Here is a 26915-nt window from a genome sequence, read left to right as displayed (position 1 = left end):
CGCCCGGGGGGGCGGCGGCGGGGCGCCGCGCCCGCCCGCACTCCCGCCCTTCCCCCGGGCGGCCGCAGGGACAGCCGCCGCGCCGCGTCGGCGAACGCCTCGCAGGCGAGGAGCCCGGTGGTGCCGCCGGCGTCGGCGAGGCTCTCCAGCGCCCGCGCGGCCCGCGGCGGGCCCGCGGTGATGGCCGTCCCGTACGCCTGGACGAGGGCCGCGTCGCGTCCGGCGCGCCCGTCCGGCATGAGCTCGCGGACCCGCTCGGCGAGCCGCAGGGTCGCCGGGTCCGTGAGGCCATCGCCGCCCGTGGAGGCGAGCCGCGCGAAGGTCCGCGACGGCAGTTCCGCCAGCGCCGGGGGCGGCGGCGCGGACCCGCAGGCGTCCAGGAGGTCGAGGCACGCGGAGGCGGACGGGGGCGTCGCCCAGAGCCCGCGGAGCGCGTCGCCGATGTCCGCGCCGCCGCCGTCCAGGCGCAGCAGCTCGCCCGTCACCGCGACCCGGCGGCCGGGATGCCTCCGCCCGACCGACGCCAGCACGGCGACCGCCACCTCGGGCGCGGCGCGCAGCCGTCCGGCGTGCTCGTAGAGCAGGTCGCAGGTCCCGGCGGTGAGGGCGGCCGCCCGGTCGCCGGATCCGGCGAGCCCGGCGACGATCCCGTCCAGCAGCGCGTCCCGCAGCCCGGCCGGGCGGGCGGCGAGCGCCGCCTCCGGCTCGGCGAGGCCGCGCCGGACGCAGCGCGCCGCCGCCGCCGTCACCTCGCCGGGGTCGGCCGGGACCCCGGCCCGCTCCGCCACCTCGGCGGCCTCCGCGACCTCCGTCAGGCGGGACGCCGCCGTGAGCCTCTCGGAGACCAGCGCGCCGACGCGCCGCGCGCACCGGCCGGCGAGGTCCGCCGCCCCGGCCGCCCGCGCCCGCCCGTGCACGGCGAGGGCGAGATCGAGGCCCATCGCCGGGACGCCCGGCGCGAGGTCGCGCCACACCCAGGCGGGGACGGCGGTTCCGCGCCGCGCCAGCAGCTCCGCCGCCGCGCCCTGCTCCTCCGGCGTCACGCTCGCGTCGCCCCGGCACAGCGCCAGCAGCGCGGCGGCGCCCTCCCGCGCGGGGTCGTCCGGCGGCGCCAGCTCGGCGAGGGCGTCCAGGCCGCCGAAGTCGCGGGCGCGCCAGCAGCGGGCGACGGTCCTGGCGAAGCGGCTCGCCCCGCCGTCCGGGACGCCGTCGCGGAGGTCGAACGCGGACGCGTGCGAGGCGTGGTTCTGGGCGCCGGCCCAGACGGCGGGCGTCGTGCCGACCAGGCGCTGCGCGGCGCCGTCCGGGTCGGCGGTGTAGGTGACGAACGTCAGCCGCGCCGCCGCCGCGACCGGCAGCGAGTACGACACGACCGCGATCCAGCGGGCGATCGCCTCCACGTCGTCGGCGACGAGGACGACCCGCCCGTGGCCCCGCAGGAGCACGCCCGCGACGGCGTCCACCAGGAGGGCGAGCCGGGCGTACGGGTCGCCCGGACCGGCGGAGGCGAGCCACCCGGCGAGCGCCTCCGGGTCGAGCGCGGATCCCGGCGTCAGCTCCTCCAGCGGGTCGAGGTCGGGCCCGGGCGCGGGCAGCGGCGTCCAGTGCGCGGCCTGCCACAGCTCGGCGGGCCGCAGCCCCTCCAGTTCCTCGGGCTCGGCCACCACCGCGTGCGCGAAGAAGTTGCCGTAGCGGCCCGAGTAGTCGCGGCCGAGGTAGCGGCACCGCAGCAGCAGGGGGCGGCCGTCCACCTCGTCGTACAGCAGCGAGACGGGGAACAGGTCGAGCTCGGCGTCGCCCGGCGAGAGCGGCGCGTCCGGCGGCGGGCGGTACGACAGGTACGGCGTGACCGCGGCCCGCGTCCCGTCCGGCAGGCCCGGCGTCTCGGCGACGAACTGGAACCCGGCCCGGCCGGTGGGCCCGCTCCGGGCGGAGGTGTAGTGCAGCTGCCAGGCCACCGCTACGCCCCTCCCGGCCGGACGCCGTCGAGCATCCCGAACCGGTACAGCAGCCACAGCAGCGGATCCTCCGCTCGGTACGGCCGGACGCCGCCCGCGCCGACGCGCCCCTCCTCCGGGACGCCGCCGAGCGCCGACAGGCCGAACAGCGCGTGGTCGGCGTACTGCTGCCCGAGGTAGGTGTCGAGCCGCCCCGCCTGCCAGTCGTGCAGGAGCGCGCGGACCTGCTCGTTCACCGCGTCCCGGTCGTCGAGGTCGAGGACGCCCTGCCCGGACCGCGACCGGTGCAGCGCCGACTGGCGCAGCAGCCCCGGCCGCAGCACGTCGATCTTGGTGAGCGCGACCGCGACGGGAACGGGCAGCGGCTCGCCCGGACGGGTGCCGTGCCGCAGCCGCAGCGCCTCGGTGACGCGCGCGATGACGTCCAGCGGGTCGCCGTCCGGACCGTCTCCGCCGGGATCGTCCCCGGCCGCGCGCGGGCCCGGCACCGCGTCGAGCACGCCCGGCCGCGCGCCCGGCAGCTCCAGCGGGTCGACCAGGAAGATGATCGCGTCGGCGGCCTCCAGGTACCGCAGGTGCAGGTCGGTGGCCTCGCGGCTGCGCAGGTCCTCCCCCGCGGTGTCGAACAGCACCAGCGCCAGCGATTCGTTGCGGGGCCGGGCGAAGCGCCCCTTCCGGGTCCGGGTCCGGGTGAGCAGGTAGACCAATGGCTCGCGCGGGCCGGTCGCGGCGCTCGGCGTCGTCGGCAGCAGCCGCCGCTCCTCCAGCAGCGGCCGGGCGAAGTCGCGCTTGTACCGCTCGATCGTCCGGTCGTCGCACGCGACCAGCGACGCGTCCAGCTCCGTCCCCACCCGGTTCATCAGCTCGTGCAGCAGGACGGCGATGTAGGTGCTCTTCCCGGCGTTCTTCGCCCCGACGAGCGCGACGATCCGGCCGGGGGAGTCGCAGTACGCCGACGGCAGCGGGTTGTGGCACTCGGGGCAGGCGCGGTTCCCGGTCGGCACCCCGCACCCGGGGCAGTCGGCCCGGCCCTTGCGCCCGGGCGCGGCGAACACCGGCGGCAGCGACGCCCCCGCCGTCGAGCCGGTGTACTCGGCCAGCCGCTCGTCCAGGACGGGGACGCAGCCCTGCCGGCGCCCGGACTGCCCCCGGCACCGGAACAGGATCCGCTGCGGAGCGACGGACGCGAAGCAGTAGGGGCAGGTGATGCCCTGCCGGGACGGCACGCCGGGGATTCCCACCCGGGCCAGGGGTCTCGTCATCAGGAAACCTGGAGTCGGCGGACGGGGGGATCGCTCAGCTCGACGGCGTCGTCGTCGGCGAAGCAGCGCAGCCAGTACGGGCCTGACGCGGACGGGGCGCCGAGCGACAGCTCGCCCGGCACGGGCACCCCGTCCCACGCGCCGAGGGTCTCGCCGTCGGCGGCGCGCTGCGGCATCACCCGCCCGGCGCGCAGCACCAGCGACAGCCGCGCCACCCGCAGCGGGCGGGACGAGTGGAGCCGGAGCGTCAGCGTCCGCCGCCACGGCGGACCCGACCGCAGCACGTCGTAGTGGACGATCGTGCGCGCCGCGACCTCCGCGGTCGCCGGCGGCCCGGTCATCCGCGCGCCGCCCACCGTCCCGGCCGCGGCGACGGACAGCTCGACGGGCGCGTCCTCGGGGACGGGCAGCCGGATGCCGCCCTGGGTGTCGTAGGCGGCCCGGGTGACGCTCTGCGCGGCCTGGACCGGGACGTGCGCGGAGTCGCCGGACCGCGCGGCCTCCGCCCCGGCGGCCCGCCCGATCCGGTAGGCGACCTCGACCTCCGCGACGTCGGGCGGCCAGTCGAACCCGACGTGCACGTAGTCGCCGCGCCGCTCGGCGACCAGCCGGCGCGGCGGCGGCAGGTTCACATGCCGGTGGTAGGCGCCGATCGCGGCCATGCCCTCCGCGACCGTCACCGCGAGCAGCCACCCCCCGGCGCCCGGCCGCACCGCGAGCCCGCCCTCCGTCTGCGCGCACGCGAGCCGCCGCGTCTCCCGCCGCACCTCCTCCAGGGGGACGAGCGCGCTGCGCGGCCACGGCGGAGGACCCGGGCAGAGCACCAGCTCCACCGTCCCGTGCGCGGGCGGCGCGAACCGGGCCCGCACCAGCCCGGGGTCGGCCGCGTCTGTCCCGGCGGCCAGCTCGTACACCGGCTCGGGCGGCGCGCTCGGCGTGGCCGACGCCCGCACCCCGTCGGTGACGACCTCGCGCCCGGACGCGTCGAGGTAGACGGCGGCGATCCGGTAGTGGTGCGTCCGCCCGTTCGGGACGCGCTCCCGGAACCCGTCCCGGCCCGCCGCGACGTCCTGGCCGTCCCGCGCCACGACGACCCGCACCGCCTCCGCGGGGCACCGCCAGCGACCCGTGACCTGCCCGTCCCCGGCGGTCAGCTCGACCTCGCCCGGCTCGGGCCGCACGACCACCGGCCCGGCCACCGCCGGCGCCGCGGCGGCCTCGCCCCGCACCGCGACCACCCCGTAGTACAGCGGCACGTTGACCGGGGGGCGCGCGTCCAGCGCCCCGCCGACGGCCGTGCCGTCGCGGACGTCGCGGGGCGCCCTGCCCGTCCGCCGCACGACGTGGTGGACCACCTCGCCGCCGGTGGACGGCGAATCCTCCCAGGACAGCCGCACCGCCGCGCCGTCCACGTCGGCGTGGACCGCCGGGACCGGGCGCGGCGGCAGGCGCCGCTGGTGGGCGGCGGCGCCCGGCAGGTCCCGGACGAGCCGCAGCGCGTCGGCGAGCAGGCGGTGGGCGCGGTCCGGGTCGGGCTCGGCGGACGCGGCCTCGCGCAGGCGCAGCGCGGTGCCGAGGCGGTGCCGGGCCTCGGCGGCGAGCACCTCCTCCTCGGGCGGCTCGGCGCCGGGGGAGGGGTGCGGGACCCGCGCGGCGTCGGCCAGCCCGGCCGCCGCGTGCACGTCGCCGGAGTCCAGCAGCGCGCGGAGCCGCCCCGCGAGGCCGCCGCCCCGGTCGGTCTCGCGCACGACGGCGAACACCAGGCGGCGGGCATCGCCCTGCTCGACGCCCAGCTCCTCGGCGGCGTACCGGAGCAGGGCGCGCTCGGACGCCCGCTGCCGCAGGCGCTCGCGGAGCCGGTCGGCGATGTCGAAAAGCAGCAGTGCGGGCAGGTCGGCGCCCGAGCGGAGCGCGGCCAGCACGGTGTCGGCGTGCGTGGTGGTGGTGTCGCGGCTGCGGCGCGCCCACTCGGCTCCGGCCGCCGCGACCGCGTCCCCGTCCGGGCGCAGGCCGCCGCCCGGCACGGCGAAGCCGTCCAGGACGCGCATCGGGCCGGTGAGGCGGGCGCCGAAGAGGAAGTCGGCGAGGTGGCGCCTGCCGAGGACGTCCAGCGACTCGCGCACCTTCCGGTACGCGGGGTAGGGCGCGGCGGACGGCAGCGCGTCGGGTTCGCGGATCTCGACGCCGTCGGCGGCGGCCGGCCCCGCCAGCTCCTCGCCCCGCACCCCGGAGGTGCGGGCGATGGCCTCGACCTCGGCGGGCGTGGCCATCCGCAGCGCCCCGGCCGCGTCGGCGAGGCGGGCGCGGGCCTCGCCGAGGCGGCGCTCGGCGAGCTCGCGGCCGCCGCGCAGCCGCGCCTCCAGCGGGCGCGTGTCGCCGCGCTCGGCGGCGGAGAACAGCGGCGCCAGCTCGCGGTGCTCGGCCTCCAGCCGGTCGATGAGCTTGCGGTACTTCAGCTGCCCGCGGGCCCGCCGCCAGCACTGCCGGACCAGCCTGACCCGCGCCGCGACGGCCGCCGCGTCCAGCGCCCCGTCCAGCGCGTAGCGGACGCGCAGGTCCTCGGGGGGCCGGTCGCCCGCGGCCCGCGCGGGTTCCAGCACCTCCCGCCGGTAGTCCTCGTCGAACGCCACGGGCGCCTCCAGGGGATCCGCGGCCCGCTCAGCTGACCTGGACCCGGGAGAGGGCCTTGCGGGAGCGCTCGACCTCCTCCTCCGACATGCCGCCGACGTCCACCTTCAGCTCCAGCCGCTCCCCGGTCTCCTTCTCCACGGCCGTGACGTTCAGCAGGCCGGAGGAGTCGAGCTCGAACGTCACCCCGATCGGCCAGCCCGACTTCTTGCCCGGCGGGACGCGGATCTCGCCGGTCGCGATCTCGGTGTTGTCGATCAGGTCGGCGGACTCCACCACGCCGGCCTGCTCCATGACCCGGACGTCGGCCGAGGTCTGGTCGTCGTAGACGGTGAAGAAGTCCTCGGTCCTGGCGGCGGGCAGCTCGTCGTTGGCGTGCACGAGGTGCGCGACGCTCTCGGCGCCGGTCTCCCGGTCGACGACCACGATCCCGAACGCGTGCGAGGCGACCGTCCTGATCCGCCGCCCGGCGATCTGCTTCTGCTGCTCGGCCGACAGGCCCGCCCGGTTCGCCATCTCCTCGGCGCGCTCGGCGGCGCCCTCCTGGACGAGCCGCCGGTAGGTCTCCTCGAACGCGTACAGGGCGGCCCCCTTGGCGACCGCGAGGTCGGGGTCCTGGAGGCGGGGGGCGAGGCCGAGCTCGGTCTGCAGCCGCGCCGCGACGACCGGCATCTTCGTGGAGCCGCCGACGAGGACGAGGTCGTCGTAGTCCTCGACGCCCTTCTCGGCGGCGGTGGCCAGCGTCCGGCCGGTGATCTCCACGGTGCGGTCGAGGAGGTCCTGGGTCAGCTCCTCCAGCTTCTCCCGCGTCACCTCGACCGAGGCGACCCGCCCGGCGTGCATCACCCGGACGGTGTGGGACGTGCGGGTGGTGAGGGCCTTCTTGGCGTCCTCGGCGTCGCGGCGCAGCTGCTGCTCGGTCTGCCGGTCGTCCAGCGGGTCGCCGGCGTCGGGGTGCTCGGCGCGGAACCGCTCGGCCAGGTGCTCCACGAGCCGGGCGTCCCAGTCGGCGCCGCCGAGCTCGTGGTCGCCGTCGGTGCACACCACCTCGATGTGGCCCCCGCGCAGCGCGATGACCGTGGTGTCGAACGTCCCGCCGCCGAGGTCGTACACCAGGATCGTGCGGTCGGTCTCGGGGTTGAGGACGCCGTAGGTGATCGCGGCGGCGATCGGCTCGGACACGATGTCGATGACGTTCAGCCCAGCGATGCGCCCCGCCTTGCGGGTCGCGTCGCGCTCGGCCACGCCGAAGTAGGCCGGGACGGTGATGACCACGTCGCGGGTCTCCTCGCCGGTGGTGGTGCGCGCGTCCGTCGCCAGCTTCAGCAGGATGAACGCCGACACCTCCTCGGGCGTGAAGTCGATCCCGTGGATGGGGCGGGTGACGTCGCGGCCCATGTCCCGCTTGATGAGGCTGACGACGTTGTCGGGCTCCAGGACCGCGGTGTCCTTCGCGGTCTGGCCGACGACGACGTTCTCGCCGCTCTCGAAGAACACGACGGACGGCGTGGTGTCGGTGCCCTCCAGGTTCCGCTGGACCGCGGGCCGGCCCACGTCGTCGATGGAGGCAATGCAGGAGTACGTCGTTCCCAGGTCGATCCCGTAGACGGCCATGTCCCTCACCCGCTGTTCGTCGTCTGTCCGTTGTGCGACGCCTCGCCGGCGGGCGCCGGCTCGGCGAGCCTGCCGACGCTGACCGCCGCCTTGCGCAGCACCTTTCCGCTCTGCTCGAACCCGTCGGACTGCACGGCCGTGACGGTGCCGTCCGCCACGGGGTCCTCGACGGGCGTGACCGCGACCGGGCGGTGCCGGGACGCGTCGTAGGGGGCGCCCGGCTCGACGGTGAACCGCTCGACGCCGAGCCGCGCGAGCGCGTCGGCGACGTCGTCGGCCAGCGCCGCCAGCAGCACCGCCGTCCGCCGCGGGTCGGGCGCCTCGGCGAGATCGGGCGCGCTGAGCCGTTCGGCCTCGCGGCGCGCCTGGTCGTGCAGCCGGTACAGCGCCGCGCGGACGGGCTCCAGCATCGACTGCAGCTCCCCGCGCCGCAGCCGCTGGTTCTCCTCGTGGAGCCGGTCGATGACGGCCTCGCGGTGCTCCGCGCGCTCGCGCTCGCGGTCGAGGCGGGCGGTGAGCCCGGCGAGGGCGTCCCTCACCTCGGCGTGCAGCACCGCGCCCACGTCGTCCCCGCCGGCGTCCCCGGCGTGCCCGGCGCGCGCCGGCTCGGGCCCGGCACCGGAGGCTTCGCTGACTGGGGGTTCCCCGTCCCTCGACACGTAGAGTCACCTTAATGCTGGACGGCAGGAGACGTCAGGCCAACCGATGACCTCCACCGGACTCTAGTTTGACCCGTGCCCGCCGTTCCAGCACCGACTTTCCGTGCCGTTTTCTTGGGATGACACGTCTGGGTAACACAGGGGAAACGGGTGTCGCCGAAGCTGGGGACCTCGCACGGAGACTGGAGGTGGCGATGTTGCTGCGAATAAGGGTGCGCCTGCCGGACCGCCCCGGTTCGCTAGGGCAGGTCGCGCGGACCCTCGGCGCGGCGGGCGCGGACGTGGTGCAGATGACGGTGCTGGAGCGCGACAACGGGCGGGCGATGGACGACTTCACCGTCGCGTGGCCCGCGGGGGCCGACTCCGAGCGGCTGACCGGGGGACTCGGCTCGGTGCCGGGCGTGGAGGTCGTCGGGATCTGGCCGACGGCCGAGCCGCAGGGCGCCCATCCCGACGCGGCCGTGATCGGCCAGGTCGCGGCCGTTCCGGAGCGCGGCCTGGAGATCCTCGCCGACGCCGTCCCGGCCGTCCTGAGCGCCGACTGGGCGGGCCTCGCCGAGCTGAAGGGGGAGGACGAGGCGGTCCTCGTGCACGCCAGCGCGGGCGGCGAGCCGGGGACGGTCCTGCCGGACCTGCGGCCGCTGAGGCCGCGGGCGTTCACGGCGCCGGACGGCACGCGTTTCGCGGTCTGCCCGCTCGCGGCGGGCGGGGTCGCGCTGGTGGTCGCGCGGACGGGCGCGCCGCCGTTCCACCGGACGGAGGTGTTCCGGCTGGAGCAGCTCGCCGGGGCCGCCAACGCCGTCCTGCACCGGGTCCGCGGCGCGTCCCCGCTCTGAGCGCCCGCGTCGTTCCGGCCCGTGCCGGTCCGGCGGGGCGAGGTCAGTCCAGCAGGGCGAGGACCGCGTCCAGGTCGGTGAGGCCGGCGTCGGAGCCGAGCCCCTGGGCGACGGTGGCCGCCGCGGCGGTGCCCCAGCGCGCGGCCTCCAGCACGTCCTTCCCGTGCGTCAGGCCGGTGATGAACCCCGCGCAGTAGGCGTCGCCGCAGCCGGTCGTGTCGACGACCTCGACGGGCAGCGCCGGCAGCCGGTGCGCGCCCTCGGCGGTGGCGACGATGCTGCCCTCCCCGCCGAGCGTGACGACGACCGTGCGGGGCCCCCGCGCGAGCAGCGCGGCGGCGGCCTTCTCCGGGTCGTCCTCGCCGGTCATGAGGGCGGCCTGCTCCTCGTTCGGCAGGAAGTGGTCGACGTGGGGCAGGAAGGCGGCGGCGCCGTCCAGCAGGTCGGGCATGGTGGACAGCAGGTCCATCGTCACGACGGCGCCGGCCTCGCGTGCGGCGTCGAGCACGGCGAGGAAGGCCGGGTCGTTGAGGCCGAACGTGACGTCGGGGCCGCCGAGGTGCACCGCGTTCGCCGCCTCCAGCAGGCCCGGCCCGACCGCGTCCGGGGCGAGGGTCAGGTTCGCGCCGGGGACGTGGAAGCTCGGGCGCCCGCCGTCCGGCCGGATCGGCAGGATCGACGCGCTGGTCTGCTCGGCCGTCCGCCGGACGAGCCCGCGCACGTCCACGCCCTCGCGCGCCATGATCGTGACCAGCAGGTCGCCGAGGTCGTCGGCGCCGATCGCGCCGACCGAGACGACCTCGTTGCCGAGGCGGGCCAGGGCGACGGCGGTCCCGGCGGCGGCGCCCGCCGCGGTCACCCGGATCCGCTCGACGACGACGGTGCCCTGGCCGTCCGGGATGCCCTCCACCGGGCGGGCGAGCACGTCCAGGATGTGCGCGCCGAGAGTGACGACGGTCATGTCCGGCCCCTTAGTGATCGTCTGGGCCGTAGCGTACGCGGTGCAGGCCACGGAATGTGAGAGGTATTCGCATGTTGCTGAGGGACGAGCGGGACGCGTTGTGCGGGGTCGGCCGGAGGCTGGCCGCGACCGGGCTGGTGACGGGCGCGTCCGGCAACGTCAGCGTCCGGTCCGGCGATCTGGTCGCGGTCACGCCGGGCGGGATGATGCTCGACCGGATGGAGCCGGCCGACTGCCCGGTCGTGGACATCGCCGGCCGGTGGGTCGAGGGGGACAAGGCGCCGTCGTCCGAGACCCCGATGCACCTCGCCCTCTACGAGGCGACCTCCCTTGAGGGGCGCCCGGCCGCCGCCGTCGTGCACACCCACTCCACCTATGGCGCCGTCGTGGCGACGACCATGAGCGAGCTGCCGCCGATCCACTACAACACGCTCCTGCTCGGCGGCGTGGTGAAGGTCGCCGAGTACGCCACCTACGGGACGCCCGAACTCGCCGAGAACGTCCGGACGGCCATGGCGGGCGGCAAGCGCGCCGCGCTGATGGCCAACCACGGGGGCGTCACGATCGGCCGCGACCTGGAGGAGGCGTACGAGAACGCGCGCCTCCTGGAGTGGCTGTGCGGGGTGTACGTCCGCGCGAAGACGATCGGGGAGCCGCGCGTCCTGACGGAGGAGGAGCTGGCGAAGGTGGTCGAGCGGGGCCTCGCGCCGCCCGACTTCCCCCGCGTGTAACCTAACGCTTGTTAGGTCACTCTGGGAGGCCCGCCTTGCCCTTCGTCCTGGTCGACAAGCCGCGCCCGAACGTCACCCTCATCACCCTCAACCGGCCCGAGCGGATGAACGCGATGGCGTTCGACGTGATGGTGCCCTTCCGGGAGGCCCTGGAGGAGGTCAGCCGCGACAACGGGACCCGCGTCGTCGTCATCACCGGAGCGGGCCGGGGGTTCTGCTCGGGGGCCGACCTGGAGAACCCGGGGAACATCCCGGGCATCGACGGGCTGACGCTCCCGACCATCGCGCTGCGCTCGATGGAGCTGCTGGACGACGTGGTGCGGGCGATGCGGCGCGTCCACCAGCCGGTCATCGCGGCGGTCAACGGCCCGGCGATCGGCGGCGGCCTGTGCCTGTCGCTCGCCGCCGACATCAGGCTGGGCGCGGAGACGGCCCTGTTCCGCGCGGCCGGGATCAACAACGGGCTGACCGCGAGCGAGCTCGGCCTCAGCTACCTGCTGCCGCGCGCGATCGGCGCGTCCCGGGCGTTCGAGCTGATGCTGTCCGGTCGCGACGTGGAGGCCGCCGAGGCCGAGCGGATCGGCCTGCTGTCCCGCGTCGTCCCCGGCGACAAGCTCCTCGACGCCTGCTACGAGCTGGCCGAGCGGATCGCCGGGTTCAGCCGCCCCGGCACCGAGCTGACGAAGCGGATGCTGTGGTCGAGCCTGGACGCCGCCAGCCTCGACGCCCACATGGGCCAGGAGGGACTCGCCCAGCTGTACGTCCGCCTCACCACCCACAACTTCGAAGAGGCGATCAAGGCGCGGAGGGAGCACCGCCCCCCGGACTTCCAGGACTGACGCACAGCGGCCGGGTCCGCCGCTGGTACGACCACGCGGCCGTGCCCAGCGCCACGCCGTAGGCGGCGAACGCGCCGATCCCGCACGCCGCGACCGTCCAGCCGGACCAGCCGCTGATGAGCCCGTCGTGCGGGAGGTCGCGCAGCCCGAGGACGGGCGGCAGCAGGTACGCGACGGTCCCGGCGACCCCGTAGGGCCCGAGCGTCAGTGCGCCGAGCCAGGCCGGGGCGAGCGGCAGCCAGCGCGGCACCCTTCGCCCGGCAAGGGGCGGAACCCAGCGCGGGAAGACCTGCCCCCATGCGTGCGTGAGCCCCATGAGCAGGAAGACTCCGGCGAGCGCCGACAGGGTGGTGAAGTCCAGCCCGTACCTTTCCAGCGTGAGGACCAGCCCGGACGCGCCGTTGCGCTCGAACTCGGCCACGACCTGCTCGCCCTCGATCCCCGCGAAGGAACCCCCGAACGCCCACGTCGTCTTCATGGCGACGTAAGGCGCGAAGCCGAGAGCCCCGCCGTACGCGGCCCACCGCACCGCGCGCGGCGCGGGCGACACGGGAGGCGGAGCCATCGCGGTCCCCGTCCCGGTGTGCTCCCGGCCGCACCGCGCGCACCTTCCCGCCGTGCCGCGCTGGTAGGCCAGGGCCGTCCCCGCGAGAAGGGCCGCGCCCACCGCGCACAGGGACTCGACGGCGAACCTCGGCCAGTCGTCGACCGTCCCGTCGAAGACGAGTTGCAGCGCGTTCATCACGAAGCCGAACGTTCCGGCCCCCGCCAGCACGCACGCCGTCCAGAGTCCGGTGAGCGGCCACCACCGCGGCATCTGCCGCCCGACGTCGCGGACGCTCGACACCGCCATGATCCCGCCGACGCCCAGCAGAGCGGCGATCATCCAGGCCGCCGCATCGGCGTCCGCCAGCGGAGATCCGGTCTCCCCGCCGCTCGCCCAGTACAGGGCCAGCCCCACCGCGCCCACCGACCATGCCCCGGCCGCGTACCCCGCCCAGCGCGGCCACAGCCTCCCGACCGAATCCATGGGACGAGCCTCTCCGCGCCCCCGTCCTCGCGCCTCCCGCCGGGGGCCGAGCGCCCTACCCCGCGCGGGGGAGCGGCATGGGAGCGGCATGGCAGTCTGAGGGGGTGCCGAAGCTTGCGCCGGACGAGGCGCGCCGCCTGCTGACCACCGTGCCGGTCGCGCGCCTCGCGACCGTGGGGGAGGACGCCCGGCCGCACCTCGTCCCCGTGACGTTCGCCGTCCACCGGGGCGCCGTCTACACGGCCGTCGACCACAAGCCCAAGAGCACCCGGGAGCTGCGGCGCCTCGCCGACATCCGGGCCAATCCCCGCGTCGCGCTCCTGGCCGACCACTACGAGGACGACTGGGACCGCCTCTGGTGGGTCCGCGTGGACGGTCACGCGGCCGTCGTCGACGACCCCGCCCGCATGGCCGAACCCGTGCGGCTCCTGGCGGACCGCTACCCCCAGTACCGCGAGCGTCCGCCGGAGGGTCCGGTCATCGCCGTCACCATCGAGGCCTGGACGGGCTGGTCGGCGTCCTAGAGGGAGCGCTGGAAGGCCGTGACGGCCTCGGCGACCTTCTCGGGGAACTCCACGTGCGGGTGGTGGCCGGCGCCGTCCAGCAGGACGACCTCGCCGTCCAGCCGCCGGCCGACCCACTCGGCCTCGGCGGCCGGGTCGGGCCAGTCGATGTCGCCCGTGCCCATGATGACGAGCGCGGGCGCCTGCACCCGGTCGAGCCGCGCCTCGGACTCGGCGTGGGACATGCTCAGATAGTCGGCGATGACCTTGCCGCGGCCCGGCTCCTGGAGGTTCGCCTTCAGCTTGGCCTTGTGCTCGGCGAAGTCGGCCGGGGGCTTCGGCTCCCACTTGGGGTAGTACGACATGTAGAGCGGCAGGGCCAGGCCGGGGACCCGCATGAGGGCGGTGGTCAGCTTCTGCGCGAAGCCGCCCTTGCCGTCCCGGACGAACGGCGCCGCCAGGACGAGCCCCTTCACCAGCTCGGGCGCCTCGGCCGCGACCCACACCGCGGCGGCCGCGCCGTTGGAGCAGCCGTAGACCAGCGCCGGACCCGCGTCCAGGTGCTTGAGCAGGGCCAGCAGGTCGTGGGCCAGCGGCGTGCTCCCGTACTCGGGCCAGCGCGCGCTGGTCTCGCCCATCCCGCGCTGGTCGACGGTCACGACGCGGTACCCGGCGTCCAGGAGCAGCGGCCGGAGGAACCGGTACTGCGACCGCAGGTCGAGCATCGAGGGGAGGCACACGATGAGCGGGCCGTCGCCGCTGTCGTCGTAGGCCAGCCGGCCGCCGGGAAGGTCGAGGAACCGGGTCTCGCTCATCGCGCACTCCTTGAATCGCTGTAGCTCTATGGCTAAGGAAATTAGCTATAGGGCGACCGAGAGTCAAGAGCGGTGCTCTCGCGGGATCAGTCCCAGGCCTCGCCGAGCCTCGCGAGGTCGGCGGCGTACTCGATGCGGGCGGACCACTCGCCCGGCCAGGCGTCCACGCCGAGGTGCGCGCCCGCGAACGCCCCGGCCAGGCACGCGATCGAGTCCGAGTCGCCCGAGCTGGCCGCGCCGCGCCAGATCGCCCTGACCGGCTCGTCCGGGAAGAGCAGGAAGCACAGCAGACCGGTGGCGAGCGCCTCCTCGGCGACCCACCCCGCGCCCGTGGCCCCGCACGGGTCGGACGTCCGGTCCCCGCGCGCGACGGCCTCGTCCAGGCGGTCGAGGACGTCCAGGCACTCGTCCCAGCCCCGGGCGATGAACGCCTCCGGGGTGTCGACGCCGGGCTGCTGCCACAGGGTGCCGAGCCAGCGCTCGTGGTAGACGCCGCGCTGGTCGCGGCAGCGGGCCCGCAGCGCGGCGGGCAGGTCGGACGGGGCCATGCCGTCGGCCAGCCACCGGACGGCGAACGCCGTCAGCTCGCTCGCCGCGAGCCCGGTCGGATGCCCGTGGGTGAGGGCCGCCTGGAGCTGCGACGCCCCAGCCCGCGTCTCGTCCGACAGCCCCGGGGCGAGGCCGACCGGCGCGACGCGCATGTTGGCGCCGCACCCCTTGGAACCCGCCACGGTGGCCTCCGCCCAGGGCTTCCCGGCGGCCAGGTTCTCGCACGCGCGCAGACAGGTGTTCCCGGGCGCGCGGTTGTTGTCCGGGCTGTTCAGCCAGTCGACGAAGCGCCGCCGCCACATCGGCGTGATCAGATCGGGGGTGAACGGAGGGTTCGCCAGGGCGTCCAGCAGCCCGAGCCCGACCGCGATCGCCATCTGGGTGTCGTCGGTGACGAGCGCCGGGTCGCCGTCGAGCCGCGCGGGGCCGTGCTCGCCGAACCGCCGGTGGATCTGCTTCATCGTGAGGAACTCGGTCGGCGCGCCCAGCGCGTCCCCGTACGCCAGCCCGAACATCGCCCCGCTCGCCCTTCTCATGGGCGGCATTCTCCCCTAACCCGTACAAGCATCGCGGTAGCCGCCGGGGGTCATGCCGTAGCAGCGGACGAACCAGCGCGTCAGATGGCTCTGGTCGGCGAAACCGGTGCGGGCCGCCACGTCCCCGATCGCGTCGCCCCCGGCGAGCAGGCGGCGCGCGGCGCGCAGGCGGAGCTGGCGCTGGTAGTCGCTCGGCGCCATCCCGTACTCCCGCCGGAACCCCCGGTACAGCGCGAACCGGCTGCACCCCGCCGCCTCCGCCAGCGCGTCGGCGCCGATGTCGTCGGTGTAGCACTCCTCAAGGCGCCGCCGCGCCCGCTCGACGAAGCCGCCGGCGGGCGCCGCCCGCAGCCGCCGTGTGGCGGCCCGGTCGACCAGCGTCCCGACGGCCGCGGTCAGCAGCTCGTCGCGCCGCAGGGCCGGCGCGCCGCCGAGCAGCGCCGCGTGCAGCCCGCGCAGGGCCCGGGCGAGCGCGGGGTCCGGCACGACGGGCGCGTCGAACAGCGGCAGCCCGACCGGGCGCGCCGCGATGTCGGCGAGCACGTCCGAGATCAGCTCGGCGCCCACGTGGACGATGCGGTAGGTGAAGCCGAGCTCGTCGGCGGCGTGGCCGTCGTGCGGGTCGTCGGGGTTGAACGCGATGACCATCCCGGCCGCGCTCGTGTGGGCCCCGCCCCGGCACCGGAACGCCTGGTAGCCGTCCTCGGTGACGCCGAACGAGTACGTCTCGTGGCTGTGCCGGTGGTAGGCGTGCCGCTCGAAGTGGGCGTGCATCGCCTCCAAGGGGCGGTCGGGCGACCGCCAGTACCTGCTCCAGTCCACGCGCCCCAGTCTGGCGCACGAGCGTTCAAGACGGCGCGCCCCGGTCCGGGCCAGGCTGGACCGCATGCGTTTCGACACCAAGATCGGGATCGTGGTCCGCGACGACCTGGCCGCCTGGCAGCGGCTCAACGTCACCGCATTCCTCGCGAGCGCCGTCGCGGGCGGCGTCCCCGGCGTCATCGGAGAGCCGTACGAGGACGCGTCCGGCAACACCTACCTGGCGATGTTCCGCCAGCCCGTCCTGGTCTACGAGGCCGGGCCCGAGGCGATCTCGACCGCCCACGCCCGCGCCCTCGCCCGCGGGATGGACGTCGCCGTCTACATCGAGGACATGTTCAAGACGGGCCACGACGAGGCGAACCGCGCGACCGTCCGCGCCGTCACGGCCGAGGAGATGCCGCTGGTCGGGTTCGCCGTCCACGGCCCGAGGAACGGCGTGGACAAGGTGCTCAAGGGGTTGCGGCTGCACCCGTGAGCCCGGCGAGGGCGGCCAGGCGCTCGCGGTGCCGGTCCGGCGACCCGAACAGCTCCCGGGACGACTGCGCCCGCTTGAAGTACAGGTGCGCGTCGTGCTCCCAGGTGAACCCGATGCCGCCGTGCAGCTGGATCGCCTCGCCCGCCGTGTGGAAGAAGGCCTCCGAGCAGTACGCCTGGGCGAGCGCGGCGGCGGCCGGCAGCTCGTCCGGGCTCTCGTCGGCGGCGGCCGCCGCGTTCAGCACCGCCGACCGCGCCGACTCCACCAGCACGAACATGTCGGCGCACCGGTGCTTGACCGCCTGGAACGACCCGATCGGCCGCCCGAACTGGTGCCGCACCTTCGCGTACTCGACCGTCATGTCCAGGGTCCGCTGCGCGCCGCCGAGCTGCTCGGCGGCCAGCGCCACGGCCGCGACGTCCAGGGCCCGCGCCAGCGCGTCCGGCCCCCCGACCCTGCGCGCCGCGACCCCGTCCAGCTCGATCCGCGCCAGCCTCCGCGTCTGGTCGAGCGTCGGGAGGGCGTGCCGGACGAGCCCCGCCGCGTCCTCGACGGCGTAGACCCCGACCCCGTCCCCGCCTCTGGCCGCCACGAGGACCAGGTCGGCGATGTGCCCGTCCAGGACGAAGTTCTTCGTCCCCCGCAGCACTCCGTCCTCGAACGTCGCCCGCACCGAGGCGGGGTCCCAGGACCCGCCGTCCTCGGCCACCGCGAGCGTCCCGATCACCGACCCGTCCGCGAGGCCGGCGAGCAGGTCGTGCCCGCCCTCCCCGGCCCCCAGCGCCGCCGCGGCCGTGATCGTCGCGAGGAAGGGGGAGCACACGACGGCCCGCCCCATCTCCTCGAACACCACGGCCAGCTCCCGCACGCCGAACCCGGCGCCGCCGTGCTCCTCGGCGATCGCGAGGCCCTGCAGCCCGAGCTGCTCGGCCATCTGCCGCCACACCTTCGGGTCGTGGCCCTCGGCCGTCTCCATCAGCCGCCGCACCTCGGCGGCGGGGGACCGGTCGGCGAAGAAGCGCCGCAGCGCGTCCCGCAGCTCCCGCTGTTCCTCGGTGACGACGAGCTTCATCGGGCGTCCTCCCACACGTGTCCCAGGCCTACCGGGTCATCGTGCCGCGCGCCCGCCGCCCGCCTCCGGCCCCTTCCCATCCACCGGGACGGTCAGGGCGCCCAGTCGTGCGGCCCGAGCACGTACCCCTTGCTCGTCGAGTGCAGGTGGTTGATCGACACGAGGTGGCCGAGCGCGGCCCACAGATCCTCCTCGGGCGCGTCCACGAGCGCCCCGATCGTCTCGAAGTCCGCCGCCCCGCGCTCCTTGTCGATCTCCGCCACCGTCTCGTACACGACCAGCTCGAAGTCCGACAGCTCCTGCACGTCCCCACGCGGAACATCTCGCTCATCCATAGACAGACCGTGCCCACTCGCGCTCGTTCTAAGTCCCGCGCGATGCGCAGCGCCGTACGCTGGGACCGTCAAGCTCGGCAACTACGATCTGTATGCGAAAGGTGGCGCTCTGCTCATAGACTCGCTCGCGAGGAAAGGAGCAGGGCATGACTGTGATGGTTCAAGAGCCTCTGTCGCACGATGACGCGGACGTCGTCCTGGAAGGTTTCCTCGCCCTCGACACCCCGGAGGGCTTCCGAGCCGAGCTGATCGACGGAGAGATCGTCGTGACCCCACCCCCCCTTGGCGACCACGAGCGATGCATCGGCAAGATCATCCGCCAGGTCATCCGCTACAGCGCCATCGAGTTCGAGTGTTCCGGCAACAAGGGCCTCGTGGTTCCTGGCGTTGAGGGCAAGCCCGATAACCGGGTGATCCCGGACATCACGTTTATATCCGTAGAGAAGGACCCCTTCCAGGGGGCTGCCTCGTGGATGCCCGTGGAGGGTGATGACGCGATCGTCATGGTGGTCGAGGTGACGTCCAGCAGGCCGAAACGGGATCGAGAGGCGAAGCGGACCGGGTACGCCCGGGCGGGAGTTCCGTTCTACCTGTTGGTAGACCGTGACGAGGACAGGGTGAGCCTGTTCAGCGGGCCGGACGGCGAGGACTACGGGCACATGGACCAGGTGCCGTTCGGCAAGCCGCTGCCGCTGCCGGAGCCGTTCGCGATCGAGCTGGACACCTCCGAGTTCGGCTGAGGCGGGTGTGGTGACCGGGACCGTCTGGCCGCGGTCACCGCGCGTCCACCCTGGCGCCGAAACCGGTCGGGGTTGGGGAATGGGGGGTCGGGCGGGTGGTCCGGAACTAGAGTGATCACCGGATCTGGAGGCGCGAGCGAAGGCGGTACCGGAGATGTCCGACGTTCCGCAGGGCCGGCCCGGTGAGGTGGACCTGCAGACCGACCGACCGCACTCGGCACGGGTCTACGACTACATCATCGGCGGCAAGGACAACTACGCCGCCGACCGGGACACCGCGGCCGCGGTGCTGGCGAACTGGCCGGGGCTGCGCACCTCGATGATCGCCAACCGGGCCTGCATGCAGCGGATGGGCCGCCATCTCGCCGAGCTGGGCGTGCGGCAGTTCGTCGACGTCGGGACCGGCATCCCGTCCTCGCCGAACCTGCACGAGGTGGTCCAGGAGGTGGCGCCGGACGCGCGGGTCGTCTACGTCGACAACGACCCGATCGTCCTCGCCCACGCGCGTGCGCTGCTGGCCAGCACGCCGGAGGGCCGCACCGCCTACATCGAGGCCGACATGCGGTCCCCCGAGAAGCTCCACGCCGATCCCGTGCTGCGCGACGTCCTCGACCTGTCCCGGCCGGTCGCGCTGACCGTGATCGCGATGCTCCAGTTCGTCGAGGACGCCCAGGGCCTGATGGAGGCGCTCGTCGCTCCGCTCGTTCCCGGCAGCCACGTCGCCGTCACCATCCCCACCGGCGACCTCGCGCCCGAGTCGCGGCGGCTCGCCGATGACTACACCAGCAGCGGCATCCCCATGTACCTGCGGGACCACGCCGAGGTGGAGCGCCTCTTCACCGGGCTGGAGCTCCTCGACCCCGGCGTCGTCCCGATGCCGCGCTGGCGCCCCGCGCCCGGCGCGCCGGTCCTCCCCGACACCGCCACGAACATGTACGCCGCCGTCGCGAGGAAGCCCTAGCAGGCCGCCACGGGGTCGAGCGCCCGTCGCGCCTTTCGCGGCGGCGCCGCGTGCGGCAGATCATGCCGGCTGGACGTCGTCCTGCAATTGCAGCACCGCCTGGACCAGGGGCGCGAGCGCCGGCTCGGTGGCCGCCTGGTCGAGGGCCTCGCGCAGCGCCGTGTTGTGGGTGGGGCGGGCCTCCTCCAGGAGGCGAAGGCCGGCGTCGGTGACGTCGGTGTAGATGCCGCGGCGGTCGGTGGGGCACAGGTAGCGGGAGAGCAGCCCGCGGTCCTCCAGCCGGGTCACCAGCCGCGTGGTGGCGCTCTGGCTGAGGACGACCGAGTCGGCGACCTGCCGCATCTGCAGGTGTCCGCCCTCGCCGTCGTGCTGGCGGCTCAGGACGTCCAGCAGCGAGTACTCGCGTGCGCTCAACCGGTGTTCGGCCTGGAGGGCGCGCTCGACTCTGCTCTCGATGCGCCCGTGCAGCAGCGAGAGCGCCGACCAGCCGTGCGCCAGTGCGGTCATCGCCGGGTCGGTGGCGGTCATGGGCAGCTCCCTCGGTCGGGTCGTGCGAGCGGACGCGCCGGCAGACCGGCCGCCGTGTCACGGACCTCACTATACCCGCGCTTGCAATTAGCCCGCGTCTGCAATTATTGTCGACTCTCATAGAACGCCTGTGCAACCTTGCCTGGAACGTCGAGAGGACCGCCCACCATGCCGCTCGCACTGCTGGCCCTGGCCATCGGGGCCTTCGGAATCGGCACCACGGAGTTCGTGATCATGGGGCTGCTGCCCCAGGTCGGCGCGGACCTCGGCGTGTCCGTGCCGACGGCCGGGTTCCTGGTCACCGGCTACGCCCTCGGCGTCATGATCGGCGCACCGGTCATGACCGTCCTCGGCACCAAGATCTCTCGTAAGACGATGCTCATGCTGCTCATGGGCCTGTTCATCGTCGGCAACCTCATCTCCGCCGTCGCCCCGGTCTTCGCCGTCATGCTGGCCGGCCGGGTGGTGGCGTCGCTGGCCCACGGCGCCTTCTTCGGCATCGGCTCCGTCGTGGCCGCCGAACTCGTCGCGCCGGAGAAGAAGGCCGGCGCCATCTCCATGATGTTCACCGGCCTGACCGTGGCCAACGTCGTCGGCGTGCCCCTCGGCACGTTCGTGGGCCAGACCGCCGGCTGGCGCGTGACCTTCCTGATCGTCGCCGCCCTCGGCGTGCTCGGCCTGGCCGGCGTCGCCAGGCTGGTACCGGACGTGCCCAGGCCGGAAGGGGTGCGGCTGCGGCACGAGGTGGCCGCCTTCAGGAGCACCCAGGTCGTCCTGGCCATGGCCATGACGGTCCTCGGCTTCGGAGGGGTGTTCGCCGCGATCACCTACATCGCGCCGATGATGACCGAGGTCGGCGGCTTCGCGGAGTCCTCCGTCACCTGGCTGCTGGTGGTCTTCGGCCTGGGCATGGTGGCCGGGAACCTCATCGGCGGCCGTTTCGCGGACCGCAGGCTCATGCCGATGCTCTTCACCGCTCTCGGCGGCCTCGCGCTGGTCCTGCTGCTGTTCACCTTCCTGGCCTCCGGCAAGGCCGCGTCCGTCGTGGCCGTCTTCCTCATCGGCCTTCTGGGCTTCGCCACCGTCCCGCCGCTGCAGAAGCGCGTCCTGGACCACGCCCACGGCGCGCCGACGCTCGCCTCCGCGGTGAACATCGGCGCCTTCAACCTGGGCAACGCCCTGTCCGCCTGGCTCGGCGGCCTGGTGATCTCCGCGGGCCTCGGCTACACGGCTCCGAACGCCGTCGGGGCCGTCCTGGCCGCCTCCGCTCTGGTGCTGGCCGTCGTGTCACACCGGCTCGAACTGAGCCAAGCCCGCACCACTGCGGCCTCTGCCCCGGTGACCCGCGGGTCCGCCGTGGCCTCCGACCACGGCGCCACTCGCGTCGAGACGGAACCTGCCCGCTCCTGACCCCGTACCCCGCTCGCCGCGACCGGGCGCAGGCGACGGCTTCATCCCGTGGACGAAGCCGTCGCCTGACCTCCCCGCAGGGCCGCCGACACCAGGCGGCGGATCGCGGGAAGATCCACGGCTTCGGGCAGGACCTGCTCGCCGGGGTCGTCCCGGCTCGGGTCGTCGACGTTGAGGAGCGTGCGGAACAGGCGCGGCAGCACCGTCCGGGCGAGCAGGTCCCGGGCGAGGGCCGCGGCGTCCTGGACGTCGTGCTCGGCCAGGTAGCCGGTGAGCCGCTCCTCGGTGCTGGCGAAGATGGCGTCGAAGTAGGCGCTGGAGCTGCCGGGCAGGCGCTCGGCTTCGGCGATGGAGAGCCGGCAGGTCCGCACCTGGGGTTCCCAGACCATCAGCTGCAGGAAGCGCCCGCAGAACAGCGCCACCGCCTCGGCGGGGTCCTCGGCGTAGGCGTCCGGGGTCTTCAGCCTGCCCAGGTAGAGCTCGCGGACCCAGTCCATGACGGCGAGGAACAGCTTGTCCTTGCTCTCGAAATGCGCGTACAGCGACCGCTTCGACGTCCCGGCGCGCGTCGCGACGGTGTCCATCGACGCCCGTTCGTAGCCGGTCTCCAGGAACACGTCCTTGGCCACCAGCAGGATGTGGCGCCGCAGCTCCTCACCGCGCCGCTGCCGGCCCCGCGGCGCGGATGCGCCTGCTGCACTCATCGGGTTGCGTCCTCAAAAATAAACGGTACGGTTGAGTTTACTTATTTCCATGGCGAGCCGTTGGAGGGAAGCCATGATCGTCATTACCGCTCCCACCGGGAACATCGGGCACCAGATCGTCGACCACGTCCTCGCGGCCGGCGAGCCGCTCCGCGTCATCGCGCGCGATCCGGCCAAGCTGCCGGCCGGCGTGCGGGAACGTGTCGATGTCGTCCAAGGGTCGCACGGCGACGCGCGGGTCGTCGCCCGAGCCTTCGAGGGGGCCGACGCCGTCTTCTGGCTGCTGCCCTCGGATCCCCGCGCCGCCGACGTGAAGGAGTCGTTCCTGGGCTTCACGAGGCCGGCGGCGGACGCGATGCGCGACCTCGGGGTCAAGCGCGTCGTGGACGTCAGCGCCCTCGGCCGCGGGACCCCCCAGGCGGCCAGGGCCGGGCACGTGACCGCGTCGCTGGCCATGGACGACCTGATCGCCGGCACCGGGGTCGCCTTCCGCGCGCTGGCCGCGTCCGGGTTCATGGACAACGTGCTCCGGCAGGTCGAGACGATCAGGGAGCAGGGCCTGTTCTTCGACGTGGTCTCTCCCGACCGCGAGCTGCGCGTCGTCGCCACGCGGGACATCGCGGCCGTCGCCGCCCGCCTGCTGCTCGACACCTCCTGGACCGGCCAGGAAGAGATCCCCTTGCTGGGCCCTGAGAACCTGTCGTACAACGCCATGGCCGCCGTCATCTCCGAGGTTCTCGGGACCTCCGTCCAGTACAGGCAGGTCTCCCCCCAGACCCTCGCGGACCGGCTCACCACCCGAGGCATGTCCGGCGCCATGGTGCGGAGCATGCTGGACATGCTGGCGGCCAAGGAGGACGGCCTGGACGACGCGGTCGTCCGCACGCCACGGCACGCGATCGACACCCCGACCACCTTCCGGCAGTGGTGCGAGGAGGTCCTCAGGCCCGCGGTGCACGCCTGAAGGGGTCGTCAGCCGTAGCGCTTCATCTCGTGGAAGAAGCCGGGGACGGTGTTCAGCCCGCCCGACGACGCGACCTGGTCGTAGACGTACTTCGCCACGGCCAGGTCCAGGACGCCGAGGCCGAACGGTGAGAACACCACCGGCTTGTCGGCGGGCGGGGTCGTCGCGCCCGTGAGGACGTCGTACAGGGTCCCGGCGACGAAGTCGCGGTGGCCGACCCGCTGCTCGGCCAGGTGCGGGGACGTGTTCGCCTTCATGCAGTGCTCGACGTCGTCCACGACGTTGTACGACGACAGGATGATCTCGGGGGAGAGGTCGCGCAGCGACACGTGCAGGACGAGGGGGTGGTGCGCGAACCAGCCCGGTTCGGTGACGTGCGGCTCGCCCGCGACGGTCGCGAAGACGACCAGGTCGGACGAGCGGATCAGCGACTCGGCCGAGTCGTGGATCGTGATCTCGCCCTTCTCGGTGCGCTCCAGGTACCCCTGGAACCCCTCGGCGTGCTCGCGCGACAGGTCGTGGACGCCGAGCTCGTCGAAGGCGAAGCCGTTGCCCGCCAGATAGGTGTGGATGTAGCGGGCGATGAGGCCGGCGCCGACGAAGCCGACCCGGCGGGGGCGCGGGCCGCGGCGGTCGGCGAGGGCCGCGGCGGCCAGCGCGGCGGACGCGGCGGTGCGGGCGGCGGAGATGATGGAGCTCTCCAGGCACGCGAACGGGTAGCCCGTCTCGGCGTCGTTGAGGATCAGCACCGCCGACGCGCGGGGGATGCCGTTCGCGACGTTGCCGGGGAAGCTGGAGATCCACTTGATGCCGTGCACGCCGACCTCGCCCTTGACCGAGGCGGGCAGGGCGATGATCCGGTCGGACGGGCGGTCGGGGAAGCGCAGGAAGTAGGAGTCCGGGTTGACCGTCAGGCCCTCGCCGTGCAGCCGGTAGGCCGCCTCGACCATCCGGGTGACCTCCGCCTCGCGCCCGGCGACCGCCTCGTGAACCTGGGCGCCGGAGACCACGGCGAACGTTGGGGCCTGCGTCATGTGGGGAACTCCGTATTCCTGTAGATGATCAGTCGGCGAGGATAGCGGCCGGGTCGCCGAAGTGTTCGCGCAGCCAGTTCTCCTCGTAGATGGAATCGAGGTAGCGTTCGCCGAGGTCGGGGGCGATGGCCACGGCCACGGGGTCCTCGCCTGGGTACTTGGCCTCCAGCCAGCGGGAGGCGCCCGACACGACGGTGCCGGTGGAGCCGCCGAACAGGAACCCCCGCGCGGCCAGCGCGTGGACGGTCCGGATCGTGTCGGTCTCGGGGACGTGCACGACGTCGTCGACGAACGACTCGTCCACGAGGTCCGGCCTGCTGCTGGTGCCGAGGCCCGGCACCATCCGGCGCTCGGGGATGCCGCCGAAGGTGACGGAGCCGACCGCGTCCACCGCCACGACGGTGACCGGTCGGCGGTGCTCGCGGAAGTAGCGGGCGCAGCCCATCAGCGTGCCGGTCGTCCCGGCGCCGACGAACAGGACCTCCAGGTCGGGGAACTCGCGGTCGATCGCCGGGGCGGTCCCGCGGTAGTGCGCCAGCCAGTTGTTGCGGTTGGCGTACTGGTTCAGCCACACGTAGCCGTCCCCGGACGCGCACAGGTTCCGGACGTAGTCGATGCGCCCGCCGAGGTAGCCGCCGTTGGCGTCCCGGTCGGACACCACGCGCACCTCCGCGCCGAGGGCCCGCATGACCCGCATCGAGGCCGGGTTGCAGCGCGGGTCGGTGACGCACACGAACCGCAGGCCGCGGCTCGCGGCGATCAGGCTGAGCGCGATCCCGAGGTTGCCCGACGACGACTCCACGATGATCGAGTCGGGGGTGAGCGCGCCGTCGCGCTCGGCCGCCTCGACCATCGCCGCGGCCGCCTTCAGTTTCACCGAACCGGCGAAATTGAAGCCCTCGCATTTGAGGTAGAGCGGGCGTTCGATGACATGCCGAAGATTGACGTAAAGGTCGTCGACGTTGAATTCCTGCGGCGAGGTTATTATCGGCACGCTGCCATCCTGAAATGAAGAAGCAATTCCCTCGTCTTCCCCCGAAGTTCGCCGCGGGCTTCACGCCAGAGCCATGGCGAGGCATCACGGTACCTTCGGGCATCTTGCTGCCGCAACCCCCCTGATTACTCGCTGGTAGGGCAGAATGCGTGGTACTTCTGCCGGGCCGGACTTAGGCTATGGCGGCCGCTTGTTTTTCTGTTACAGCGGAGAAGTTCTACAACACGGAGAGTAAAGATGAGTGCTCGCGGACCCGCCGTGGACCGGCTGCTCCCCCTGGCCGGGCTGCCCGCGCTGGACGTGTCCGCGGGGCAGGCCGAGCGCGCCCGCGAGCTGGCCGCGCGGCTCGGGATGAGCCGCGAGTGGGACGGCGACCTCTCCGCCCCGGTCATCGCGCGGGTGGAGCGGATCGCCGCCGAGCGCGACCGCCCCGCCGTCGCCGACGAGCACCGGACGCTCTCCTACGCCGAGCTGGTCGCCGAGGCGCGCCGGCTCGCCGCGCTGCTGGAGGACGAGGGGGTCCGCCCCGGCGAGGTCGTCGGCGTGGGCGGCGGCCGCTGCGCGGGCGTCATCGCCGCGTTCCTCGCGATCGAGCTGGTCGGCGCCCTGTACGTCCCGGCCGACGAGACCTGGCCCGCCGCCCGCGTCCGCGACGTCCTCGACCAGGCGGGCGCGGCGGTGCTGATCACGGTCGACCCGGGGGACCGGGTGGCGCCGGCGCTGCTGGAGGGGGCGGCGGAGGCGGGGTGCCGGGTCGTCGCCGCCTCCCGGGCGGACGGCCTGGCCCCGTGGACGGGGGAGCCGCGCCTGAGCGCGCCCGACCAGCCCCGGTACGTGCTGTTCACCTCGGGTTCGACGGGCCGTCCCAAGGGCGCGGTCGTCGAGCACCAGGGCATGCTCAACCACCTCTGGGCGAAGATCGTCGACCTGGAGCTGACCGGCGACGACGTGGTCGCGTTCACCGCCCCGCTGGGGTTCGACATCTCGATCTGGCAGATGCTCTGCCCGCTGCTGCTGGGCGGCCGGGTGGACGTGGTCGGCGACGAGGTGGGGCACGACCCGGTCGCGTTCGCCCGCGCGGTGGACGCGCAGGGCGTCACGGTCGTCGAGCTCGTCCCGACCATGGTCAGGCACCTGCTGGACGACCTGCCGCCGGACGCCTCCGCGGCCGGGGGCGGCGGGGCCCGCCCGCTGGCGGGCCTGCGCTGGATGATCGCCACCGGCGAGGAGCTGCCCGCCGAGCTGGCCCGCCGGTGGCTGGAGGCGGTGCCGCACGCCCGGCTGCTGAACGCCTACGGCCCGACCGAGTGCTCCGACGACGTCACCCACCACACCGTGACGGCCGGTGACCTGGGCCTTCTCCGCCTCCCCATCGGCACGCCGGTCATCAACGCGCGCCTGTACGTGCTGCGGCCGGAGGACGACGGCGCCTGGTCGGCGTGTGACGTCGGCGAGACCGGGGAGCTGTTCGTCGGCGGCGTGGTGGTCGGCCGCGGCTATCTCGGCGACGCCGATCGCACGCGCGAGGCGTTCTACCGGGACCCCTTCGGCGCGTCCCCGACCGGGCGCCTCTACCGGACGGGCGACGCGGTGCGGCTGCTGCCGCCCGGCGCGGGCGGGGAGGACCGCCCCACCCTGCAGTACCTGGGGCGCGTCGACCGCCAGGTCAAGATCGCCGGGGTGCGGATGGAGCTGGGCGAGATCGAGGCGGTGCTGCAGCGCCACCCGGGGGTGCGGGCCGCCGCGGTGGTGGTGCACGAGTACCCGGGCAGGTAGCGGGCCCGCCGTTCACCGAGCGTGACCGGGCTGGCCGGATTCGGTTGTCAACCTTTGTCACCCGGCGAGCGTCCGGCCGGTCCGGAACGGACCCGTCGGCCGATGATTTTGTCACTCCTGTTAGCAATGGGGCGAGGCAACTTCTGCTTTTGAGGGGATTGCGAGGCATGTGACCGGCT

At 74.2% G+C, this 26915-nt stretch carries 26 protein-coding genes; 10 read left to right on the top strand and 16 right to left on the bottom strand.

Annotated elements, in window-relative coordinates:
• The 5 genes from AB0C87_RS26270 to grpE form a co-directional block, all read right to left on the bottom strand.
• A partial coding sequence (locus AB0C87_RS26270) for a hypothetical protein (RefSeq protein WP_360580020.1) occupies positions 1–1958 on the bottom strand: 1958 nt, incomplete at its 3' end.
• A 2-nt stretch (positions 1959–1960) separates the two neighbouring features.
• A complete protein-coding gene (locus AB0C87_RS26265) occupies positions 1961–3220 on the bottom strand; it encodes a hypothetical protein (protein WP_360580018.1) in 1260 nt (419 codons plus the stop codon).
• Entirely contained in the window at positions 3220–5850 is a 2631-nt protein-coding gene (locus tag AB0C87_RS26260; protein ID WP_360580017.1) for a hypothetical protein, read from the bottom strand. The genes AB0C87_RS26265 and AB0C87_RS26260 overlap by 1 nt, the downstream gene beginning before the upstream one ends.
• Before the next feature lie 28 nt (positions 5851–5878).
• Positions 5879–7462, bottom strand: a complete 1584-nt coding sequence (locus AB0C87_RS26255) for an Hsp70 family protein (protein WP_360358373.1) — start codon at positions 7460–7462, stop codon at positions 5879–5881.
• Positions 7463–7467: 5 nt separating this feature from the next.
• The gene (gene grpE / locus AB0C87_RS26250; RefSeq protein ID WP_360580015.1) at positions 7468–8121 is read right to left on the bottom strand and encodes a nucleotide exchange factor GrpE; all 654 of its coding nucleotides are present in this window, start codon (positions 8119–8121) and stop codon (positions 7468–7470) included.
• Positions 8122–8315: 194 nt separating this feature from the next.
• Here grpE and AB0C87_RS26245 point away from each other — a divergent pair, with 194 nt between their 5' ends.
• Positions 8316–8957, top strand: coding sequence for an ACT domain-containing protein (locus AB0C87_RS26245; RefSeq protein WP_345182382.1), 642 nt, complete (start codon positions 8316–8318; stop codon positions 8955–8957).
• A 43-nt stretch (positions 8958–9000) separates the two neighbouring features.
• Here AB0C87_RS26245 and AB0C87_RS26240 read toward each other — a convergent pair whose 3' ends face one another.
• On the bottom strand, positions 9001–9918 hold the full coding sequence (locus tag AB0C87_RS26240; RefSeq protein ID WP_360580013.1) for a carbohydrate kinase family protein: 918 nt from the start codon (positions 9916–9918) through the stop codon (positions 9001–9003).
• 71 nt (positions 9919–9989) lie between these two features.
• Between AB0C87_RS26240 and AB0C87_RS26235 the strand changes: the two genes are divergently transcribed.
• A complete protein-coding gene (locus tag AB0C87_RS26235; protein WP_360580011.1) occupies positions 9990–10649 on the top strand; it encodes a class II aldolase/adducin family protein in 660 nt (219 codons plus the stop codon).
• A gap of 35 nt (positions 10650–10684) precedes the next feature.
• Complete coding sequence (locus AB0C87_RS26230) at positions 10685–11488, top strand: enoyl-CoA hydratase (protein ID WP_345182388.1); 804 nt, start codon at positions 10685–10687, stop codon at positions 11486–11488.
• On the opposite strand, the gene AB0C87_RS26225 is transcribed toward AB0C87_RS26230, so the two are convergent.
• The gene (locus AB0C87_RS26225) at positions 11445–12518 is read right to left on the bottom strand and encodes a hypothetical protein (protein ID WP_360580008.1); all 1074 of its coding nucleotides are present in this window, start codon (positions 12516–12518) and stop codon (positions 11445–11447) included. The two genes, AB0C87_RS26230 and AB0C87_RS26225, sit on opposite strands and share 44 nt — an antisense overlap.
• A gap of 104 nt (positions 12519–12622) precedes the next feature.
• Here AB0C87_RS26225 and AB0C87_RS26220 point away from each other — a divergent pair, with 104 nt between their 5' ends.
• Positions 12623–13042, top strand: a complete 420-nt coding sequence (locus AB0C87_RS26220; RefSeq protein ID WP_353835361.1) for a TIGR03668 family PPOX class F420-dependent oxidoreductase — start codon at positions 12623–12625, stop codon at positions 13040–13042.
• Here AB0C87_RS26220 and AB0C87_RS26215 read toward each other — a convergent pair.
• The 3 genes from AB0C87_RS26215 to AB0C87_RS26205 all read right to left on the bottom strand — a co-directional run bounded on the left by AB0C87_RS26215 (position 13039) and on the right by AB0C87_RS26205 (position 15743).
• Positions 13039–13836 (bottom strand): alpha/beta hydrolase, encoded by a 798-nt coding sequence (locus AB0C87_RS26215; protein WP_360580006.1) that lies wholly within the window; start codon positions 13834–13836, stop codon positions 13039–13041. The genes AB0C87_RS26220 and AB0C87_RS26215 overlap by 4 nt on opposite strands.
• A gap of 86 nt (positions 13837–13922) precedes the next feature.
• Entirely contained in the window at positions 13923–14921 is a 999-nt protein-coding gene (locus tag AB0C87_RS26210; protein WP_360580004.1) for an ADP-ribosylglycohydrolase family protein, read from the bottom strand.
• A gap of 15 nt (positions 14922–14936) precedes the next feature.
• On the bottom strand, positions 14937–15743 hold the full coding sequence (locus AB0C87_RS26205; RefSeq protein ID WP_360580002.1) for an AraC family transcriptional regulator: 807 nt from the start codon (positions 15741–15743) through the stop codon (positions 14937–14939).
• 64 nt (positions 15744–15807) lie between these two features.
• Here AB0C87_RS26205 and AB0C87_RS26200 point away from each other — a divergent pair, with 64 nt between their 5' ends.
• A complete protein-coding gene (locus AB0C87_RS26200; protein WP_345187474.1) occupies positions 15808–16218 on the top strand; it encodes a DUF2000 domain-containing protein in 411 nt (136 codons plus the stop codon).
• On the opposite strand, the gene AB0C87_RS26195 is transcribed toward AB0C87_RS26200, so the two are convergent.
• Entirely contained in the window at positions 16193–17290 is a 1098-nt protein-coding gene (locus tag AB0C87_RS26195) for an acyl-CoA dehydrogenase family protein (RefSeq protein WP_345187473.1), read from the bottom strand. The two genes, AB0C87_RS26200 and AB0C87_RS26195, sit on opposite strands and share 26 nt — an antisense overlap.
• Before the next feature lie 92 nt (positions 17291–17382).
• Complete coding sequence (locus tag AB0C87_RS26190) at positions 17383–17625, bottom strand: hypothetical protein (RefSeq protein WP_179836019.1); 243 nt, start codon at positions 17623–17625, stop codon at positions 17383–17385.
• A gap of 146 nt (positions 17626–17771) precedes the next feature.
• Here AB0C87_RS26190 and AB0C87_RS26185 point away from each other — a divergent pair, with 146 nt between their 5' ends.
• Entirely contained in the window at positions 17772–18365 is a 594-nt protein-coding gene (locus AB0C87_RS26185) for a Uma2 family endonuclease (RefSeq protein ID WP_360355528.1), read from the top strand.
• A 154-nt stretch (positions 18366–18519) separates the two neighbouring features.
• Positions 18520–19326 (top strand): SAM-dependent methyltransferase, encoded by an 807-nt coding sequence (locus AB0C87_RS26180; protein ID WP_353835235.1) that lies wholly within the window; start codon positions 18520–18522, stop codon positions 19324–19326.
• Between the two features lie 60 nt (positions 19327–19386).
• Here the strand turns inward: AB0C87_RS26180 and AB0C87_RS26175 are convergent, their stop codons facing one another.
• The gene (locus AB0C87_RS26175) at positions 19387–19854 is read right to left on the bottom strand and encodes a MarR family transcriptional regulator (protein WP_345187464.1); all 468 of its coding nucleotides are present in this window, start codon (positions 19852–19854) and stop codon (positions 19387–19389) included.
• 168 nt (positions 19855–20022) lie between these two features.
• Between AB0C87_RS26175 and AB0C87_RS26170 the strand changes: the two genes are divergently transcribed.
• Entirely contained in the window at positions 20023–21264 is a 1242-nt protein-coding gene (locus AB0C87_RS26170) for an MFS transporter (protein ID WP_360580000.1), read from the top strand.
• A 41-nt stretch (positions 21265–21305) separates the two neighbouring features.
• On the opposite strand, the gene AB0C87_RS26165 is transcribed toward AB0C87_RS26170, so the two are convergent.
• Positions 21306–21968: a TetR family transcriptional regulator gene (locus AB0C87_RS26165; protein WP_353835237.1), complete on the bottom strand. Its 663-nt coding sequence runs from the start codon at positions 21966–21968 to the stop codon at positions 21306–21308.
• Positions 21969–22041: 73 nt separating this feature from the next.
• Here AB0C87_RS26165 and AB0C87_RS26160 point away from each other — a divergent pair, with 73 nt between their 5' ends.
• Positions 22042–22932 (top strand): NAD(P)H-binding protein, encoded by an 891-nt coding sequence (locus AB0C87_RS26160; protein WP_360579997.1) that lies wholly within the window; start codon positions 22042–22044, stop codon positions 22930–22932.
• 8 nt (positions 22933–22940) lie between these two features.
• Here the strand turns inward: AB0C87_RS26160 and sbnB are convergent, their stop codons facing one another.
• Positions 22941–23966, bottom strand: a complete 1026-nt coding sequence (sbnB, locus tag AB0C87_RS26155) for a 2,3-diaminopropionate biosynthesis protein SbnB (protein ID WP_353835239.1) — start codon at positions 23964–23966, stop codon at positions 22941–22943.
• Positions 23967–23994: 28 nt separating this feature from the next.
• Positions 23995–24960 carry a 2,3-diaminopropionate biosynthesis protein SbnA gene (gene sbnA, locus AB0C87_RS26150; protein ID WP_360579995.1) on the bottom strand — a complete coding sequence of 322 codons (966 nt, stop codon included), beginning with the start codon at positions 24958–24960 and terminating at the stop codon, positions 23995–23997.
• A gap of 237 nt (positions 24961–25197) precedes the next feature.
• Between sbnA and AB0C87_RS26145 the strand changes: the two genes are divergently transcribed.
• A complete protein-coding gene (locus AB0C87_RS26145) occupies positions 25198–26736 on the top strand; it encodes an amino acid adenylation domain-containing protein (protein WP_360579993.1) in 1539 nt (512 codons plus the stop codon).
• Positions 26737–26915 lie beyond the last annotated feature (179 nt).

The organism is Actinomadura sp. NPDC048021 (assembly GCF_040653135.1).
Classification (GTDB): Bacteria; Actinomycetota; Actinomycetes; order Streptosporangiales; family Streptosporangiaceae; genus Spirillospora; species Spirillospora verrucosospora.
The sequence above is the reverse complement of the archived record's forward strand: the minus strand, read 5'-3'. Positions and strand labels throughout refer to the sequence as shown.

Excerpts from the sequence above, each read along its gene's own strand:
- AB0C87_RS26265 (WP_360580018.1), bottom strand. The coding sequence starts at position 3,220 with ATGACGAGACCCCTGGCCCGGGTGGGAATCCCCGGCGTGCCGTCCCGG.
- AB0C87_RS26255 (WP_360358373.1), bottom strand. The coding sequence starts at position 7,462 with ATGGCCGTCTACGGGATCGACCTGGGAACGACGTACTCCTGCATTGCC.
- AB0C87_RS26245 (WP_345182382.1), top strand. The coding sequence starts at position 8,316 with ATGTTGCTGCGAATAAGGGTGCGCCTGCCGGACCGCCCCGGTTCGCTA.
- AB0C87_RS26240 (WP_360580013.1), bottom strand. The coding sequence starts at position 9,918 with ATGACCGTCGTCACTCTCGGCGCGCACATCCTGGACGTGCTCGCCCGC.
- AB0C87_RS26235 (WP_360580011.1), top strand. The coding sequence starts at position 9,990 with ATGTTGCTGAGGGACGAGCGGGACGCGTTGTGCGGGGTCGGCCGGAGG.
- AB0C87_RS26225 (WP_360580008.1), bottom strand. The coding sequence starts at position 12,518 with ATGGATTCGGTCGGGAGGCTGTGGCCGCGCTGGGCGGGGTACGCGGCC.
- AB0C87_RS26215 (WP_360580006.1), bottom strand. The coding sequence starts at position 13,836 with ATGAGCGAGACCCGGTTCCTCGACCTTCCCGGCGGCCGGCTGGCCTAC.
- AB0C87_RS26210 (WP_360580004.1), bottom strand. The coding sequence starts at position 14,921 with ATGAGAAGGGCGAGCGGGGCGATGTTCGGGCTGGCGTACGGGGACGCG.
- AB0C87_RS26200 (WP_345187474.1), top strand. The coding sequence starts at position 15,808 with ATGCGTTTCGACACCAAGATCGGGATCGTGGTCCGCGACGACCTGGCC.
- AB0C87_RS26195 (WP_345187473.1), bottom strand. The coding sequence starts at position 17,290 with ATGAAGCTCGTCGTCACCGAGGAACAGCGGGAGCTGCGGGACGCGCTG.
- AB0C87_RS26190 (WP_179836019.1), bottom strand. The coding sequence starts at position 17,625 with ATGGATGAGCGAGATGTTCCGCGTGGGGACGTGCAGGAGCTGTCGGAC.
- AB0C87_RS26185 (WP_360355528.1), top strand. The coding sequence starts at position 17,772 with ATGACTGTGATGGTTCAAGAGCCTCTGTCGCACGATGACGCGGACGTC.
- AB0C87_RS26180 (WP_353835235.1), top strand. The coding sequence starts at position 18,520 with ATGTCCGACGTTCCGCAGGGCCGGCCCGGTGAGGTGGACCTGCAGACC.
- AB0C87_RS26175 (WP_345187464.1), bottom strand. The coding sequence starts at position 19,854 with ATGACCGCCACCGACCCGGCGATGACCGCACTGGCGCACGGCTGGTCG.
- AB0C87_RS26170 (WP_360580000.1), top strand. The coding sequence starts at position 20,023 with ATGCCGCTCGCACTGCTGGCCCTGGCCATCGGGGCCTTCGGAATCGGC.
- AB0C87_RS26165 (WP_353835237.1), bottom strand. The coding sequence starts at position 21,968 with ATGAGTGCAGCAGGCGCATCCGCGCCGCGGGGCCGGCAGCGGCGCGGT.
- AB0C87_RS26160 (WP_360579997.1), top strand. The coding sequence starts at position 22,042 with ATGATCGTCATTACCGCTCCCACCGGGAACATCGGGCACCAGATCGTC.
- sbnB (WP_353835239.1), bottom strand. The coding sequence starts at position 23,966 with ATGACGCAGGCCCCAACGTTCGCCGTGGTCTCCGGCGCCCAGGTTCAC.
- AB0C87_RS26145 (WP_360579993.1), top strand. The coding sequence starts at position 25,198 with ATGAGTGCTCGCGGACCCGCCGTGGACCGGCTGCTCCCCCTGGCCGGG.